The organism is Streptomyces sp. NPDC023541 (assembly GCF_055559995.1).
In genome coordinates this window covers 170783-186766 of sequence record NZ_JBVHJO010000003.1, presented here as the reverse complement: position 1 = coordinate 186766, position 15984 = coordinate 170783, and the positions used below count along the sequence as shown (strand labels likewise).

General features: G+C 72.1%; 18 protein-coding genes and 1 tRNA gene. 12 read left to right on the top strand and 7 right to left on the bottom strand.

Annotated features, from left to right (window positions below):
- Nucleotides 1-28: 28 nt before the first annotated feature.
- Nucleotides 29-1840, bottom strand: coding sequence for a S9 family peptidase (locus ACZ3X1_RS08345; RefSeq protein WP_467277865.1), 1812 nt, complete (start codon nucleotides 1838-1840; stop codon nucleotides 29-31).
- An 87-nt stretch (nucleotides 1841-1927) separates the two neighbouring features.
- On the opposite strand from ACZ3X1_RS08345, the gene ACZ3X1_RS08340 reads away from it, so the two are divergent.
- The 5 genes from ACZ3X1_RS08340 (at nucleotide 1928) to ACZ3X1_RS08320 (ending at nucleotide 4920) form a co-directional block, all read left to right on the top strand.
- Complete coding sequence (locus ACZ3X1_RS08340) at nucleotides 1928-2095, top strand: hypothetical protein (RefSeq protein ID WP_157854753.1); 168 nt, start codon at nucleotides 1928-1930, stop codon at nucleotides 2093-2095.
- A gap of 25 nt (nucleotides 2096-2120) precedes the next feature.
- Nucleotides 2121-3422 carry a cytosine deaminase gene (gene codA / locus ACZ3X1_RS08335; protein ID WP_467277861.1) on the top strand — a complete coding sequence of 434 codons (1302 nt, stop codon included), beginning with the start codon at nucleotides 2121-2123 and terminating at the stop codon, nucleotides 3420-3422.
- A 6-nt stretch (nucleotides 3423-3428) separates the two neighbouring features.
- Nucleotides 3429-4013: an HD domain-containing protein gene (locus tag ACZ3X1_RS08330; RefSeq protein ID WP_356811642.1), complete on the top strand. Its 585-nt coding sequence runs from the start codon at nucleotides 3429-3431 to the stop codon at nucleotides 4011-4013.
- Nucleotides 4014-4084: 71 nt separating this feature from the next.
- Nucleotides 4085-4582 carry a DUF5956 family protein gene (locus ACZ3X1_RS08325; RefSeq protein ID WP_467277858.1) on the top strand — a complete coding sequence of 166 codons (498 nt, stop codon included), beginning with the start codon at nucleotides 4085-4087 and terminating at the stop codon, nucleotides 4580-4582.
- 59 nt (nucleotides 4583-4641) lie between these two features.
- A complete protein-coding gene (locus ACZ3X1_RS08320; RefSeq protein WP_356811644.1) occupies nucleotides 4642-4920 on the top strand; it encodes a hypothetical protein in 279 nt (92 codons plus the stop codon).
- 67 nt (nucleotides 4921-4987) lie between these two features.
- Here ACZ3X1_RS08320 and ACZ3X1_RS08315 read toward each other — a convergent pair.
- Both ACZ3X1_RS08315 and ACZ3X1_RS08310 read right to left on the bottom strand, forming a co-directional pair.
- Nucleotides 4988-5061: transfer RNA gene (locus tag ACZ3X1_RS08315), tRNA-Pro, on the bottom strand.
- 100 nt (nucleotides 5062-5161) lie between these two features.
- Nucleotides 5162-6100 carry a metallophosphoesterase gene (locus ACZ3X1_RS08310; protein WP_356811645.1) on the bottom strand — a complete coding sequence of 313 codons (939 nt, stop codon included), beginning with the start codon at nucleotides 6098-6100 and terminating at the stop codon, nucleotides 5162-5164.
- A gap of 67 nt (nucleotides 6101-6167) precedes the next feature.
- Between ACZ3X1_RS08310 and ACZ3X1_RS08305 the strand changes: the two genes are divergently transcribed.
- Entirely contained in the window at nucleotides 6168-6629 is a 462-nt protein-coding gene (locus tag ACZ3X1_RS08305) for a GatB/YqeY domain-containing protein (protein ID WP_030648096.1), read from the top strand.
- A 78-nt stretch (nucleotides 6630-6707) separates the two neighbouring features.
- On the opposite strand, the gene ACZ3X1_RS08300 is transcribed toward ACZ3X1_RS08305, so the two are convergent.
- A complete protein-coding gene (locus ACZ3X1_RS08300; protein WP_362626988.1) occupies nucleotides 6708-8987 on the bottom strand; it encodes a transglycosylase domain-containing protein in 2280 nt (759 codons plus the stop codon).
- A 385-nt stretch (nucleotides 8988-9372) separates the two neighbouring features.
- On the opposite strand from ACZ3X1_RS08300, the gene ACZ3X1_RS08295 reads away from it, so the two are divergent.
- A complete protein-coding gene (locus ACZ3X1_RS08295) occupies nucleotides 9373-9723 on the top strand; it encodes a WhiB family transcriptional regulator (RefSeq protein WP_030648100.1) in 351 nt (116 codons plus the stop codon).
- 30 nt (nucleotides 9724-9753) lie between these two features.
- On the opposite strand, the gene bagB is transcribed toward ACZ3X1_RS08295, so the two are convergent.
- Together bagB and bagA are read right to left on the bottom strand one after the other, a co-directional pair.
- A complete protein-coding gene (bagB, locus tag ACZ3X1_RS08290; RefSeq protein WP_362626984.1) occupies nucleotides 9754-11016 on the bottom strand; it encodes an ATPase BagB in 1263 nt (420 codons plus the stop codon).
- Nucleotides 11013-11993: an ATPase BagA gene (bagA, locus tag ACZ3X1_RS08285; protein WP_356810266.1), complete on the bottom strand. Its 981-nt coding sequence runs from the start codon at nucleotides 11991-11993 to the stop codon at nucleotides 11013-11015. Before bagA ends, bagB begins: the two co-directional genes overlap by 4 nt.
- Nucleotides 11994-12065: 72 nt before the next feature.
- Here bagA and ACZ3X1_RS08280 point away from each other — a divergent pair, with 72 nt between their 5' ends.
- The 5 genes from ACZ3X1_RS08280 to ACZ3X1_RS08260 all read left to right on the top strand — a co-directional run bounded on the left by ACZ3X1_RS08280 (nucleotide 12066) and on the right by ACZ3X1_RS08260 (nucleotide 15043).
- Nucleotides 12066-12227, top strand: a complete 162-nt coding sequence (locus ACZ3X1_RS08280) for a DUF4177 domain-containing protein (protein ID WP_007264966.1) — start codon at nucleotides 12066-12068, stop codon at nucleotides 12225-12227.
- Nucleotides 12224-12697: a RidA family protein gene (locus ACZ3X1_RS08275; protein WP_356810265.1), complete on the top strand. Its 474-nt coding sequence runs from the start codon at nucleotides 12224-12226 to the stop codon at nucleotides 12695-12697. Before ACZ3X1_RS08280 ends, ACZ3X1_RS08275 begins: the two co-directional genes overlap by 4 nt.
- Nucleotides 12698-12999: 302 nt before the next feature.
- Nucleotides 13000-13902, top strand: coding sequence for an NUDIX hydrolase (locus ACZ3X1_RS08270; RefSeq protein WP_356810264.1), 903 nt, complete (start codon nucleotides 13000-13002; stop codon nucleotides 13900-13902).
- Nucleotides 13899-14744, top strand: coding sequence for an MBL fold metallo-hydrolase (locus ACZ3X1_RS08265; protein WP_356810263.1), 846 nt, complete (start codon nucleotides 13899-13901; stop codon nucleotides 14742-14744). The genes ACZ3X1_RS08270 and ACZ3X1_RS08265 overlap by 4 nt, the downstream gene beginning before the upstream one ends.
- A complete protein-coding gene (locus ACZ3X1_RS08260; RefSeq protein WP_356810262.1) occupies nucleotides 14741-15043 on the top strand; it encodes a hypothetical protein in 303 nt (100 codons plus the stop codon). Before ACZ3X1_RS08265 ends, ACZ3X1_RS08260 begins: the two co-directional genes overlap by 4 nt.
- Here ACZ3X1_RS08260 and ACZ3X1_RS08255 read toward each other — a convergent pair.
- Nucleotides 15024-15851 carry a nucleotidyltransferase domain-containing protein gene (locus tag ACZ3X1_RS08255; RefSeq protein WP_467277843.1) on the bottom strand — a complete coding sequence of 276 codons (828 nt, stop codon included), beginning with the start codon at nucleotides 15849-15851 and terminating at the stop codon, nucleotides 15024-15026. The two genes, ACZ3X1_RS08260 and ACZ3X1_RS08255, sit on opposite strands and share 20 nt — an antisense overlap.
- Nucleotides 15852-15984 lie beyond the last annotated feature (133 nt).

The window sequence follows — 15984 nt, the reverse complement described above, 5'->3', positions numbered from 1 at the left end:
GTACGGGGGCTGCACCGGCCACCGGTCCTCAGGGTCGGGCGGGCAGGTGCTTCAGCGCGAACTCCAGCTCCATCCGGACCTGCTTGATCCGCTCCTCCACGACCAGCGAACCGTGCCCCGCGTCGTACCGGTACACCTCGTGCACCGCCCCGCGCGCCGCGAGGCGGTGCACGTAGTTGTCGATCTGCCGGATCGGGCAGCGCGGATCGTTGACGCCGGCCGCGATGTACACGGGCGCCGTCACCCGGTCCACGTACGTCAGCGGCGAGGACGCCTCGAACCGGTCCGGGACCTCTTCCGGGGTGCCGCCGAAGAGCGTGCGGTCCAGGGCCTTCAGCGCCTCCATCTCGTCGTGGTAGGCCGTCACGTAGTCCGCGACCGGTACGGCGGCCAGGCCCACGGCCCACGCCCCGGGCTGCGTGCCGAGGCCCAGCAGTGTCAGGTACCCGCCCCAGGAGCCGCCCGACAGGACCAGGCGCGCCGGGTCGGCGAGGCCGGACGCGACCGCCCACGCGCGGACCGCCTCGATGTCCTCCAGCTCGATCAGCCCGACCCGGTACTTGAGGGCGTCCGTCCACGCGCGGCCGTAGCCCGTCGAGCCCCGGTAGTTGACCCGGACCACCGCGAAGCCGTGGTCCAGCCAGGCCGCCGGGGCGGCGGCGAAGGCGTCGCTGTCGTGCCAGGTCGGCCCGCCGTGGATCTCGAAGACGGTCGGGAAGGGACCGTCGCCGTGGCCCGCCGGACGCTGCACGAGCGCGTGGATCCGCCCGCCCGGACCCTCCACCCAGGCGTCCTCCACCGGCACGGAGCCCGGCGGCCGGAAACCCGGCGGGTCCAGGACGACGCCGCCCGCGGAGGACCGTACCGCCGAGGGCTCGGCGGCCGAGGACCACAGGTACTCCACCGTCCCGTCGGGCCGCGCGGCGGCGTCCGTCACCGACCCCGGCGGCGTGTCCACCCGTACGAGCTCCGCCGCGGCCAGGTCGTAGCGCCACAGCTCGCTGCGCGCCTCGAAGCTGTGCGCGATCAGCAGCGCGGAGCCGTCCGGGTACCACTCGGCGCTGACGTCGCCCGGCAGGTCGATCGCGAGATCCTGCTCGGTGCCGGTCGCCACGTCCCACACCAGCGGCTCCCAGCGGCCGCGCCGCTGGTGGCCGACGAGCAGCCGCGTGTCGCCGGCGACGGGCGCGAAGCCGAGCACCTCCAGGCCGAGCTCCCGCGTCCCGCCCCGGGAGTCGTCCAGCTCCGCGACGGTGGTTCCGTCGAGGGTGAGGACGCGCAGGGCCGAGTGCATCGCGTCGCCGTGCTCGGTGTGCTCGACGGCCACGAGGGTCCCGTCGCGCGACAGGTCGCCGACGCCGGCGGACTCCCGGTGCCGGTAGATCACCGTAGGCGCGGACCCGTCCGGGCGGACCACGTGGATGGTCGAGCCGTCCTCGTCCGTGGAGCGCCCGACGACCGTGGTGCCGTCACGCCCGATGGCCAGCCCCGCCGGGTACGAGGGCTCCAGGCCGGGGGTGGCCGACTCGTCCGGGCCGCCCGCGAAGGGCTGGCGCACCCAGGTGCCGAACTCGTCGCCGTCGGTGTCGGAGAACCACCAGATCCACTCGCCGTCGGGGGAGAGGGCGCCGTCGGTGGTGCCGTTGGGGCGGTCGGTGGCCTGCCGCTGGAGGCCGGTGGCGCGGTCCCAGGCGTAGATCTCGAACGTGCCGGTCGCGTTGGAGACGAAGATCGAACGGTCCGGGGCGTCCTCGGCCCAGTCGGGGAGCCCGACGCGCGGCGCCCGGAACCGCTTCTCCCAGTCGGGCATCTCGGGGGTGATCTCGCTGTCGCTGGTCATGCGCCCATTGTTGCCGCAGAGCCGTCCGGGATGCCGACTGCTCCGAACGGGCGCACAGTGGAACCCGTACTCCAAGGAGGAACGATCATGGCCAAGAAGGCCCGCACCGGCCACCACATGCACCAGGACTCCGAACGGGCGCTGGCGAAGAACACGGCAGCGGAGGCCCGTGCGAAGGCAGCGTTCAGGGACGCGCACTCCACGGCTGCGAAGACGCGCGGCATGCAGCAGAAGGCCCAGGCCAAGCGCGGCTGAGCGCCCTCGTCCGTACGCTGGCGCCATGCGGATGATCGTCCGGGGCGCCCGGCTGCTCCACACACCAGGCCTGTCCGACGTCGAGGTCGGGGAGGACGGCCTCATCGCGCGGGTGCTCCCCCATGACGACCAGAAGGAACCGCCGGCCACCGGACTCCTCGTCGAGGCGCACGGCGGCCTGCTCACCGCACCCTTCGTCGAACCGCACATCCACCTCGACACGGCGCTGACCGCCGGCGAGCCGCGGCCCAACGCCTCGGGCACCCTGTGGGAGGGCATCGCCTGCTGGAGCGAGCGCAAGCGCACCCTCACCCGTGAGGACGTCGTCGCGCGGGCCACCGAGGTGCTGCGCTGGCAGGCGGCCAACGGCGTGCTGCACGTCCGTACGCACTGCGACGTCACCGACCCGTCCCTCACCGCGCTCGACGCGCTGCTGGAGGTCCGCGACCGGGTACGGGACGTGATGACCCTGCAGATCGTCGCCTTCCCCCAGGAGGGCATCGTCTCCTTCCCCGACGGCGAGGCCCTGCTCCGCGAGGCCGTCGCGCGCGGGGCGGACGTCGTCGGTGCGATCCCGCACTTCGAGGACACACGCGAGGACGGCGTCGCCTCGCTGCACACCGCGTTCGCCGTGGCCGAGGGCCACGGGCTGCGCGTGGACGCCCACTGCGACGAGATCGACGACGAGCAGTCCCGTTTCGTGGAGGTACTGGCCACCCTCGCCCTGCGCTCGGGCCTGCGCGAGCGCGCCACCGCCTCCCACACCACGGCCATGGGCTCCTACAACGGCGCCTACAGCTTCAAACTCCAGCGGCTGCTGTCCCGTTCGGGAATCAACCTGGTCGCCAACCCCTTCGCCAACCTCAACCTCCAGGGCCGCTTCGACGCCTACCCCAAGCGGCGCGGCCTCACCCAGGTCCGGGAGATGCTGGCGGCCGGGGTCAACGTGGCGTTCGGGCACGACGACGTGATGGACCCGTGGAACGCCCTCGGCACCGCCAATCCGCTCCAGACGGCCCTCGTCGGCCTGTACGCCGCCCAGCTCACCGGCGCCGACGACATCCCGGTGGCCTTCTCGATGGTGACGGACCGTGCGGCGCGTGTCCTCGGCCTCGGCGCGGACGAGTACGGCATCACCGAGGGCGCCCCCGCCTCCTTCGTGCTGCTGCCCGCCCCCTCGCCCGAGGAGGCGCTCCGCCGCCAGCTGCGCCCCCGGTACGTGGTCTCGCGCGGCTCCGTCCTCGCCGAGACCCCGCCCGCCCCGACCCGGCTGTCCTGGCCGGGGGAGCCCCCGTCGGACGTCGACTTCAGCCGCCGCCTACGCTGACGTGCCATGACGTGGACGCTTGACACCCAATCAGCCCGAGCCGCCCTGGAGATCGCGTCGGAGTACGCGGACACGGCGCTCCTGAACCACTCCGTGCGCTCCTACGCCTTCGGGGCGCGCTACGCCGCCGACCACGGCCTGGATTACGACGAGGAGCTCTTCTACGTCGCGGCCCTCCTGCACGACCTGGGCCTGACCGCGCCGTTCGACAGCCACACCCTGCCCTTCGAGGAGGCGGGCGGCCATGTGGCGCGCGTCCTGACGGCGGGCCTGGGCTGGCCGGCGGACCGCAGGGCCCGCGCCGAGGAGATCATCGTCCTGCACATGCGGGACGACGTGGGCGCGGACGAGGACGTGGAGAGCCACCTCCTGCAAGTGGGCACGAGCGCGGACGTCTCCGGCCTGCGCGTGGCCGAGTTCGACCCGTCGTTCAGGGCCCGCCTCCTCGACGCCCACCCGCGGGCCGGCTTCGGCCCGGTCTTCACCGCCCTCGTCGAGGACCAGGCCCGGCGCAAGCCCGACTGTGCGGCCGCCGCCTACGTCGCGGGCGGCGCGGCCGCCCGTATCGCGGCCAACCCCCTGGACGCGTGACGGGGCTGCGGCGGCTGCGGCGTCGGCGCAGGGTCACGTGGATCCGTCACCGCTTCGGATAGCGTGCCCGCATGTCGTGGGACGAGGACGGAACACCGCACCCGCTCGCACAGCGCCGTACCGGCCGCAGCGAACTGGACCCGGACCGGCTGCCCGAGATGCGGGAGCTGGAGGTGCTGGGCTGGGAACCGGCCCCCGAGGACCTGCGCTGGGTCTTCCTCCCGTACGTTTGGCCGCCGGCGGCCCGCACCTGGATCCCCGACCGCTCCACCCACTGGGCGGTGGACACCGAACTCGACGGGCACGGCCACATCACCCGTGTGGAGTGCGCCCCGCTGCCCGAGCCGGACCTGCGCGACCTCGACCGGGAGGCCGACGAGGCGCTCGCCGCCCTCGGCCTCCCGCCACGGCCCAGGGGCCGCATCTGGCTGCTCCGCCCCGTCGGCCCCTTCACCACCGTCGCAGCGGTCCTCGGCCACCTCGACGCCGCCCTGGCCGCGGCGGGCCCCTCCCCGGACGTGCCGGCCCTGGCCCGGACGGAACTGGCCGCCCTCGACGCCACCACATAGGCGCACCGGCGCCCCCCTGACTACCCTGGACGGCGGGGGCAGCGGCGGGAGGCGGTCTCATGAGGCGGCGGCATCACTTCCACATCGACCACGCGGGGCACTCGGTCAGCGCCACGGTCCAGACCGGCCGCACCGCGGTCGTCGAGGTCCTGGTCGACGGCAAGGAGACGGGCCACGCGACGACGCACCACGACCACCCCGTGACCGTCCGCGTCGAGCTGCCGACGGACCCCCCGACGAAGGTCTCCGTCCGCGCCACCCCGGGCCCGGGCATCCCCCGCTGCGTCTTCGAGGCCCCGGCCGTCGAGCCGCACATCATGTCGCCCCGCCCCTACTGACGCCCCGAAACGCAGGAAGGGCCTGATCCGATTTCTCGGATCAGGCCCTTGACCTGGTCTTACTCTGTCGGGGTGGCGGGATTTGAACCCACGACCTCTTCGTCCCGAACGAAGCGCGCTGCCAAGCTGCGCTACACCCCGATCGTCGCCCTGAAGTGTTGCTGTCCTGGCGACATCGATTACTTTAGCGGACCTCCCGCCGGAGACGAAATCCGGTTTTCGTGCAGTGGGCGCGGGGGCGCTACTCCTTCGGGGTCAGCGTCAGGAGCGTCGCCTCCGGCGGGCACGCGAAGCGGACCGGGGTGAAGCGGTTGGTGCCGCAGCCCGCCGAGACGTGCAGGTAGGAGCGATGGCCCGCCGCCTCGTGCGTGGACAGCCCCTTCACCCGGTCGGTGTCGAGGTCGCAGTTGGTGACCAGCGCCCCGTAGAAGGGGATGCACAGCTGCCCGCCGTGGGTGTGGCCCGCGAGGATCAGCGGGTACCGGTCGGCGGTGAAGGACTCCAGGACGCGCAGGTACGGGGCGTGCACCACGGCCAGCGAGAAGTCCGCGTCCGGCTCCGGGCCGCCGGCGACGCTCTCGTAGCGGTCCCGCTTGATGTGCGGGTCGTCGAGCCCGGTGAAGGCCAGCTCCAGGCCTTCGAGCTTCATCCGTGCCCGGGTGTTGGTGAGGTTCAGCCAGCCGGCCGCGTCGAAGGCGTCCCGCATCTCCTCCCACGGGTTGTGCACGGCCCCGACGACCGGCTTGTTGCCGTTCAGGCCGTGCCGGCCCTGGACCTTCTCGACCAGGTAGCGCCCGGGGTTGCGCAGCCGCGGCCCGTAGTAGTCGTTCGACCCGAAGACGTACACGCCGGGGAAGGACATCAACGGGCCCAGCGCGTCGAGGACCTCGGGGACGCCCTCGGTGTCGGAGAGGTTGTCGCCGGTGTTCACGACGAAGTCGGGGCGCAGGCCGGCCAGCGACTGCAGCCAGGCGCGCTTCTTGCGCTGTCCGCCGACCATGTGGATGTCGGAGACCTGGAGTACGCGCAGCGGGCGCATCCCCCGGGGAAGCACCGGCACCGTGATCCGGCGCAGTCGGAAGGACCGCGCCTCGAAACCGGCGGCATAGGCCACACCCGCGGCCCCCACCGCAGCGATTCCGGCAGCCGCTTTCAGGGGTACTCCGTAACGCGCACGCATGGACCCATCGTCGCAGACCCGAAAACAGGTGGGCGCCATCGTCCCCGCACCTGGCACACTCACCTGCATGACCACGCTCAAGGCCAAGCTCCAGGAAGACCTCACGACCGCCATCCGGGCGCGCGACGAGCTGCACTCGTCCACGCTCCGCCTGACCCTCGCCGCCATCACCAAGGAGGAGGTCGCGGGCAAGGAGGCCCGTGTGCTCTCCGACGAGGAAGTCCTCAAGGTGATCGCCAAGGAGGCGAAGAAGCGCCGCGAGGCCGCGGACGCCTTCGCCCAGGGCGGTCGTCCCGAGCAGGCCGCGCGCGAGACCGCCGAGGGCGAGTTCCTGGACACCTACCTGCCCAAGCAGCTTTCCGACGAGGAGCTCGCCGGGATCGTGGCGGAGGCCGTCGAGGAGGCCCGGTCGGCGGGTGCCGAGGGGCCGCGTGCCATGGGCGCCGTCATGAAGATCGTGACCCCGAAGGTCGCCGGGCTCGCGGAGGGCGGGCGTGTCGCCGCCGCCGTGAAGAAGGCGCTCTCGTAGGACGCGGACAGCCATGGGGGAGGGCCCCAGCCGGATCCGGCTGGGGCCCTCCCCCATGCTGTCGCCGCGCGGGGCCCGCTACTGGGCGTCGCGGCCGCCGATCACGGTGCCCGGGTCGATCGTGATCCCGGGGAAGGGGTTGTCCGGTTCGCCGGCGCCGCCGCCCGGGCCGCCGGTCTGGCCCGCGGTCTGACCGCCGGGCCGCCCGCCGGGCTTGCCGTCACCGCCGGGCTTGCCCGGGCGGCTCGGGTTGGTGGACGGCTTGTTGCCGCGGGAGCCGCCGGAGGGGACGCTCGGTTCGGCGATGTGGACCGTGGCGAAGCGCAGGGCCTCGCGGCCGGCCAGGGCCCCCGTGATCGCGTCCTTCCAGATCGGGCCGGGCAGGCCGCCGCCGAAGACCTTCTCGAAGGGCTTGCCGCCGATCACGATGTTCTCCATCGTGATCTTCTTCGCGCCGCCCGAGCCGACCCACACCGCGCCGGAGACGTTCGGGGTGTATCCCACGAACCAGGCGTTGTAGCGGGAGTCCGTCGTACCGGTCTTGCCCGCGCTGTCGCGGTCGGTCAGGCCGGCGCGCTCACCGGTACCGGAGTCGACCACACCGCTCAGCAGGGTGTTGATGGTGTCGGCGGTGTTCTGCGACATCGCCCGCTCGCACTTGCTCTTGGGCACCGCGAGCGCCTTGCCGTGGGCGTCGGTGATCGACTCGATGGCTACCGGAGTGCAGTAGACGCCCCGGTTGGCGAAGGCCGCGTAGGCGTTGGCCATGGTCAGCGGGGACATCTCCTCCGAGCCGAGCGCGATGGCGGGGCCGTCGGCCAGCTTCGCGCCGCTCGCCGGGACCACGCCGAGCTTCTGCGCCATCTCCGACACCGGGCACAGGCCGATCTCGGAGATCATCTCGACGAAGTAGGTGTTGATCGACTTCTCCATCGCCGTACGCAGCGCGTACGGGCCGACCTCGTCCTCGGTCTCGTTCTCCGCGGATTCCTTCTGGGTGTTGACGTACTGCGAGCCGTCGCAGCGGGAGATCGGGCTCGGGTAGTCCATCTTGTTCGGGGCCCCGTAGACCTTTGTCGGCGGCATGCCCCGTTCCAGGGCGGCGGCGGCGATGAACGGCTTGAAGGTCGAGCCGACCTGGAAGCCGAAGTTCGAGCCGCCCATCCGCTTGTCCACGGAGTAGTTGATCTGCGTCTCGTTCTTGCCGAAGCCGTACGGCTTGGACTGACCCATCGCCAGCACCCGTCCGGTGCCAGGCTGGACCATGGTCACAGCCGTCGCGATGGAGTCCTCCTGGTAGACGTGGTCCTTGATCGACTCGTTGGCGGCGTCCTGCGACTGCGGGTCCAGGGTCGTGCGTACGGTCAGGCCGCCCTTGTTCCAGAGCTTCGCCCGCTCCTCCCGCGTCTTGCCGAAGACCGGGTCGGTCAGGAAGGAGTTGCGCACGTAGTCGCAGAAGAAGCCCGAGCCCTTGACCGCCGTGATGCAGCCGTTCTTGGGCTTGGTGACCTTCAGGGTGACCGGCTTGGCCTTCGCGGCGTCGGCCTCCGCCTGGGAGACGTCCTTGGTGTCGGCCATCCGCTGGAGGACGACGTTGCGGCGCTTGGTCGCCTCCTGGTTGTCGTTCACCGGGTCGTAGCGGCTCGGCGACTGCACGACGCCCGCCAGCAGCGCGGACTCGTCCAGGGTGAGGTCCTTGGCCGGCTTGCTGAAGTAGCGCTGGGCCGCGGACTCGATGCCGTAGGCCTGCTGGCCGAAGTAGGTGATGTTGAGGTAGTTCTCGAGGATCTTCTTCTTCCCGAGCTCCTCCTCGACCTGGATCGAGTACTTCAGCTCGCGGATCTTGCGGCCGAGGCTCTTCTCCTGGGCCTCGCGCACCTTGGTCTCGTCGTCGCCGGCCTCTTCGACGAACACGTTCTTGACGTACTGCTGGGTGAGCGTGGACGCGCCCTGCGCCGCGCCGCCCTCCTGCGCGTTGCGGTTGACCGCCCGCAGGATGCCCTTGAGGTCGACCGCGCCGTGCTCGTAGAAACGCGAATCCTCGATCGCGACGATCGCCTTCTGCATGTACGGGGAGATCGACGTGAGCGGGACCACCTGCCGGTCGCGCGAATAGACGGTGGCGATCAAGCCACCCTCGGCGTCCAGAATCGTGGTCCGCTGGCTCAGCGGTGGAGTCTTGAGATTGGCCGGGATCTCGTCGAATCCCTCGACCGTGCCCTTGGCGGCCAGTCCCAGGGCGCCTGCAGCCGGAATCGCCATGCCCGCCAGCACGACTCCGGAGAGAACCGACACCCCGAGGAACTTGGCGGCCTGCTGGCTCCCGGTGAGCCCGCCGCCCGAGCGCTTCTTTCCCATGGAGGGCAGCCTACGTTCTGATTCGCCGGACACACGCGAATGCCTTGGCCTAAGCTGTCCCCAACTGTCACAGCAGTCCGGTGCGACATCAACCCCTCGGCTTGATTTTCACCCTTCCCGAATGGGGTGGACTGATGTCCGAATCCCGCTGCCCCGGTGAACTGGATCCGCCGATTGCACCCGAATCGTCGGAATGGTCGGGCATGTCGCCGGATCACTCCGTCGGGTGATCTGCCGCTTACCCATAGTCCGTTCGGACCATTCAAGATTGGGCCCGTCGGGGGTGTTGCACTGTGCCCGCCTTCCGTAACGTCCTCAACTGGCAGCGGTGAATATGCCGCTACCGCCGTGGGGGAGCCTCGATTCGGGAGAGGACGGCGCCGGGATGGGCTGGGTTACCGACTGGAGTGCGCAGGCAGCCTGCCGCACTACCGATCCGGATGAACTGTTCGTTCAAGGAGCGGCACAGAACAGGGCCAAGGCGGTGTGCACCGGATGTCCGGTGCGGACCGAGTGCCTGGCCGACGCGCTCGACAATCGCGTCGAGTTCGGCGTGTGGGGCGGAATGACCGAGCGGGAACGACGTGCGCTGCTGCGCCGGCGTCCCACCGTCACCTCGTGGCGACGGCTGCTCGAAACCGCCCGCACGGAGTACGAGCGCAGCACCGGCATCCTGACCATGGATGCAGACGCGGAGATCGACGTTCCGTACGAGACGTACGCGGCAGCCGGGTAGACCACGCGGCCGCCACCCTCGTACGAACGCCTACGCTCCGGCCGGCACCCCGGCCGCGAGTCGTTCTCCGATGGCCCGCAGCCCGGCGAGGTCGTGCACATCGCCGGGCAGGGCGGCCACTTCGGCCACCGCCACCTCGGGGTGAAGCGAGGTGAAGCGATCACGCGTGCGCTGCTCACGCGCGATCACCTGCATCCGTTCGGCGTGCAGGCGCAGCAGTCCTGCCGTGATCCGGTCGACGGCCGTGGTGTCGTCATCGGCGCCGGGGGGTTCGGCGGCCGTGTCACGAAGTCCAGCTTTCCCGGACTCCTGATCGACAATGCCGCCTTCTTCAAGATTCTCTGCGGCGGCCAACGCCCTTTCGGCGGACAGCTGGTCGGCGCCGCTGCCGTGCACCCGGTTGAGCACCAGACCGGCCAGCGGCATGCGCTCAGCGGCCAGCCGCTCCACGAAGTACGCCGCCTCGCGCAGGGCGTCCGGTTCGGGCGCGGCGACCACCAGGAAGGCCGTGCCGGGTGCCTGGAGCAGCTGGAAGGTCGCGTCGGCGCGCGTGCGGAAGCCGCCGAACATCGTGTCCATCGCCGCCACGAAGGTCTGTACGTCCTTCAGCAGCGAAGCGCCCATCAGCTTGCTGAGGGTGCCGGTCATCATCGACATGCCGACGTTCAGGAACTTCATCCCGGCCCGGCCGCCGACCTTCGCCGGAGCCATCAGCACCCGGATGAACTTCCCGTCCAGGAAGGACCCGAGGCGCTTCGGCGCGTCCAGGAAGTCCAGCGCCGACCGGCTCGGCGGGGTGTCAACGATGATCAGGTCCCAGTCGTCCCGGGCCCGCAGCTGCCCGAGCTTCTCCATCGCCATGTACTCCTGCGTGCCCGCGAAGCCGGCCGACAGCGACTGGTAGAAGGGGTTCGCGAGGATGGCCCGGGCGCGCTCGGAGTCCGCGTGCGCTTCGACGATCTCGTCGAAGGTGCGCTTCATGTCCAGCATCATGGCGTGCAGTTCGCCGCCTTCCCCGCCGGCGGTCGCGACCTTGCGCGGGGTGTTGTCCAGCGAGTCGATGCCCATCGACTGCGCGAGCCGCCGCGCCGGGTCGATGGTCAGCACGACCGCCTTCCGCCCGCGCGCGGCCGCCCGTACGCCCAGCGCCGCGGCCGTGGTGGTCTTGCCGACGCCGCCCGCACCGCAGCACACGATGATGCGGGTCTCGCGGTCGTCCAGCAGTCGGTCGACCGCCAGCCGGGGCGGAGTGTCCAGGCCCACCGTGTCCACTCCCTCGCGTCCCTCGCTCATTCGGCCACCGACTGCTTCCGGAGTTCCTTGGCCAGCGCGTACAGCCCTGCCAGGTCCATCCCCGCCCCCAGCAGAGGCAGTTCGTACGTCGGCAGGTCCAGGCCCGCCAGTACGGCGCGCTGCGCGCGCTCCAGCTCCACCCGGCCCGCGTGCTCGGCGGCCTGCGCGAGCAGCGGCTCGACCAGCCGCTCGGCCAGTCCGCCGCGGCGCGCGCCGCCCAGGCCCGCCCGGGACAGCGCCTTCGCGACGCCGGCGCGGTGGTCCTCGGCCGCGGTGCGCAGGGTGTCCTCGTCGAGGTGGTGCGGGCGGACCATGTTGACGACGACGCGGCCGACGGGCAGCCCCGCCTCGCGCAGTTCCTCGATGCCGTCCGCGGTCTCCTGGACGGGCATCTCCTCCAGGAGGGTGACCAGGTGCACCGCCGTCTCGGGGGACTTGAGCACCTTCATGACGGCCTGCGCCTGGTTGTGGATCGGGCCGAACCGGGCCAGGCCCGCCACCTCGTCGTTGACGTTCAGGAACCGGGTGATCCGACCGGTCGGCGGCGCGTCCATGATCACGTGGTCGTAGACGTACCGGCCGGCCTTGTCCTTGCGGCGCACCGCCTCGCACGCCTTGCCGGTCAGCAGCACGTCGCGCAGCCCCGGGGCGATGGTCGTCGCGAAGTCGATGGCGCCGAGCTTCTTGAGCGCGCGTCCGGCCGAGCCGAGCTTGTAGAACATCTGGAGGTAGTCCAGCAGCGCCCGTTCGGCGTCGATGGCGAGCGCGAAGACCTCGCCCCCGCCGGGTGCCACCGCGATCTTCCGCTCCTCGTAGGGGAGCGCCTCGGCGCCGAAGAGCTGCGCGAGCCCCTGTCTGCCCTCGACCTCCACCAGAAGAGTCCGTCTGCCCTCGCGCGCGAGGGCAAGCGCGAGTGCCGCGGCGACCGTGGTCTTGCCGGTGCCGCCCTTGCCGCTGACCACCTGGAGCCTGCTCACATCGCCCGAGCCTAACCACTCGTCTCCCGGGGCGCGCATGAGCCCCGCATCTCAGGCACTACCCTCGCTCCCATGACCAAGAAGTTCGAATACGCGACGGTCCCGCTGCTGGTCCACGCCACCAAGCAGATCCTGGACACCTGGGGCGAGGACGGCTGGGAGCTCGTCCAGGTCGTGCCCGGCCCGAACAACCCCGAGCAGCTCGTGGCCTACCTCAAGCGGGAGAAGGCATGAGCGGCGTCGTCGACGCGAAGCTGGCCGAGCTCGGCCTGACCCTGCCCGAGGTCGTCCCGCCGCTGGCCACGTACCAGCCGGCCGTGCGGTCGGGCGCCTACGTCTACACCGCGGGCCAGCTCCCGATGGTCAAGGGCAGCATGCCGGTCACCGGCAAGGTCGGTGCCGAGGTCTCGCCGGAGCAGGCCAAGGAACTGGCCGCCACCTGCGCGCTGAACGCCCTGGCCGCCGTCAAGTCGGTCGTCGGTGACCTCGACAAGATCGCGCGCGTCGTGAAGGTCGTCGGCTTCGTCGCCTCGGCCCCCGACTTCACCAGCCAGCCCGGCGTGCTGAACGGCGCGAGCGAGCTGCTGGGCGCCGTCCTCGGTGAGAAGGGCGTGCACGCCCGCAGCGCGGTCGGCGTGGCGGTCCTGCCGCTCGACGCGCCCGTCGAGATCGAGATCCAGGTCGAGCTGGTTCCCGGAGCCTGACTCCTGCGCGGTGGCCCGATCGGGGCGCGGCGCCGCTTCCCGCGGCTGCCGTACCCGACCGGGGGCCGACCGGGGCGCCCATCGGGTGCCGGAGCACCCGTAGGGCAGTCCGGGCACGTCCGGCGGTCCTCCTGCGTCCGCGGCGCGGGCCCGGTGCGGCGTCCGGCCCGTCCGGCCCGTCCGGCCCGTCCGGCCCGTCCGGCCCGTCCGGCCCGTCCGGCCCGCCGTGCGGCCGCCCGGCGCGCGGCGGGTGCCGGCAGGGGGCCCTCGAACATCGGGCCGGATGGCCGTAGCATCCGGCCATGCCGAATGGTCAGCAGCAGCCCCCCGCCGGGGGCCAGTGGTACCCGCCCGAATGGCCCGACCGCATCCGCGCGCTCGCGGACGGCTCGCTCACCCCGGTGCCACCGCGACTCGCCGCCACCGTGATGCTCCTGCGCGACACCCCGGACGGCGGCCCCGTCGTCCACATGCTGCGCAGACGCGCCTCCATGGCCTTCGCCGGCGGCGCGTACGCCTATCCGGGCGGCGGGGTCGACCCCCGCGACGAGGAGCACCACGTCGGCTGGGCGGGGCCCTCCCTGGCGGACTGGGCGGCCCGGCTCGGGACCGATCCCCGCACCGCCCAGGCCATCGTGTGCGGCGCCGTACGGGAGACCTTCGAGGAGGCGGGCGTCCTGCTCGCCGGCCCGGCCCCGGACACGGTCGTCGGCGACACCACCGGCGACGACTGGGAGGCGGACCGGCAGGCCCTCGTGGCGCGGGAGCTGTCCTTCGCGGACCTCCTCGACCGCCGCGGCCTGTGGCTGCGCTCCGACCTGCTCGGGGCGTGGGCGCGCTGGATCACCCCCGAGTTCGAGCCGCGCCGCTACGACACCTGGTTCTTCGTCGCCGCCCTCCCCGAAGGCCAGCGCACCCGCAACGCCTCCACCGAGGCCGACCGGACCGTCTGGATCCGCCCGGCCGACGCGGCCGACGGGTACGACAAGGGCGAGCTGCTGATGATGCCGCCCACCATCTCCACCCTGCGCTCCCTGGAGCCGTACGGGAGCGCCGCGGACGCGCTCACCGCGGCCGCCGCCCAGGACCTCGCTCCGGTGCTGGCCCGGGCCGCGCTGGAGGGCGGCGAGGTGGTGCTCAGCTGGCCGGGCCACGACGAGTTCACCAAGCGCGTCCGCCTCGGCCGTCCCGGAGGCCCCGCATGAGCGACGCCGTCGCACTGCCGGGACAGCCCCGCGGATTCGTCACCTCCGGGCCGGCGACCGCCCGCGCGGTGAACGTCCTGGCCCCCAACGCCTCCGCGATGACCCTGGACGGCACCAACACCTGGCTGGTGTCCGAGCCCGGCTCGGACCTCGCCGTCGTCATCGACCCCGGCCCGCTGGACGAGGCCCACCTGCGGGCGGTCGTCGCCACCGCCGAGGAGGCGGGAAAGCGGGTCGCGCTCACCCTGCTCACCCATGGCCACCCCGACCACGCGGAGGGCGCCGGCCGCTTCGCCGAGCTCACCGGTGCCAAGGTCCGCGCGCTGGACCCGGCCCTCCGGCTCGGCGACGAGGGCCTCGCGGCCGGGGACGTGATCCGGACCGGCGGGCTGGAGCTGCGCGTCGTCCCGACCCCCGGACACACCAGCGACTCGCTCTGCTTCCACCTGCCGGCCGACCGGGCGGTGCTGACCGGCGACACCATCCTCGGCCGCGGCACCACCGTGGTCGCGCACCCCGACGGCCGCCTCGGCGACTACCTGGACTCGCTGCGCCGCCTGCGCTCGCTCACCGTGGACGACGGGGTGCACACGGTCCTGCCGGGGCACGGGCCGGTCCTGGAGGACGCACAGGGCGCCGTCGAGTACTACCTCGCCCACCGGGCGCACCGGCTGGCGCAGGTCGAGACGGCCGTCGAGAACGGATTCACCACCGTCGAGGCGGTCGTCGCCCAGGTGTACGCGGACGTGGACCGCTCCCTGTGGCCGGCGGCGCAATGGTCCGTACGGGCTCAGCTCGAGTATCTTCAAGATCACGGACTGATTCCCGGAGGGCCCGAATGAACACTGTGTTCCTGCTCGTGATGCTGTTGGGCACGGCCGGGTGGATCACTTCGACGGTGTCGCTGCGCGTGAAGAGCCTCCAGTTGCAGGCGGACCGGGCGGAGCGCCGCCTGGCGCTGCTGCTGGACCACCTGGGCATCGAGGAGCCGGAGCCGGCGGGCATGGACGAGGTGAGGGCGCTGATCCGGGAGGACCGGCTGATCTCGGCGATCAAGAGCTACCGCCGCATCACCGGCGCGGGCCTGGCGGAGGCCAAGCTGGCCGTCGAGGCCCTCGCCGTCACCGGGAAGAAGGACTAGGAGGCGTCCTGCGGCGCGTCTTCCTGCCGTGGCGCGCGGTGTACTCGTCCGCCAGCCACGGCCCGAGGTCCTCGACGTAAGCGCGCGGCACGGCCGGGTCCTCGACCGGATCCAGGGCCACCGCGGCAGCGGCCCGCATCTGGGCGGCGCGCTCGGGGTAGTAGGTGCCGAAGACCTCCGCCGACTCGGTCAGATCGCTGGTCCAGCCGCCCCACCGCGGCATGACCAGGGTGAATCCGGTGCGCACCAGGCGCCGGGCGAAGAGGCGGCTCAGCCGCCGGTACTCCTCCGGGGCCGAGGCCTCCCGCAGCCTCGTGCGCCACGTGGGCAGGAGCGCGGCGAGGTCGCCGTTGGTCTCACGGGCGAGCAGGCTGTCGGGGCGGTAGCGCGGCAGGTGCTCGGCCAGGTCCGCGCCGAGCAGCGGTGTGCACAGGCAGGCGAGGAACCAGCCCAGGTCGAATCGTTCCTCCTCGCTCAGCACGGTGTCCTTGTCGTGGAGCAGGACGCCGACCCCGTCGATCTGCTCGAAGTCCTCGTCGACGCCTCGCGCGAGGACCTCGGCGGTGTCGCGGTCCTCGTCCGAGGGCGCGTGGTGCAGGACGAGCAGCAGGTCGAGGTCGGAGTGCCCGGGCAGGGCCGTCCCGCGCGGCACGGACCCGTACAGGTACGCGCTGTGCAGCCGTCGCCCGTACGCCTCGGCCGTGCGCTCGCGCGCGGCGGCCACGACCTCGCGGAACTCGCTCTGGACCTGCCCGAGGGAGCCCTCCCGCTCGAAGTACCCGTACGCGTCCAGACCCCTGTGCCCCATGCTTCCACTGTGCACAGGTCGGCCCCGTCGCCGTACGAGGCGCGGGGGCCCGGGGGACGCGGCCCCGCCTACGGAGCCTCGGCGGGCACGCAGAAGGGCCCTGCCCGGTGCGGACAGGACCCTTCTGACGGGT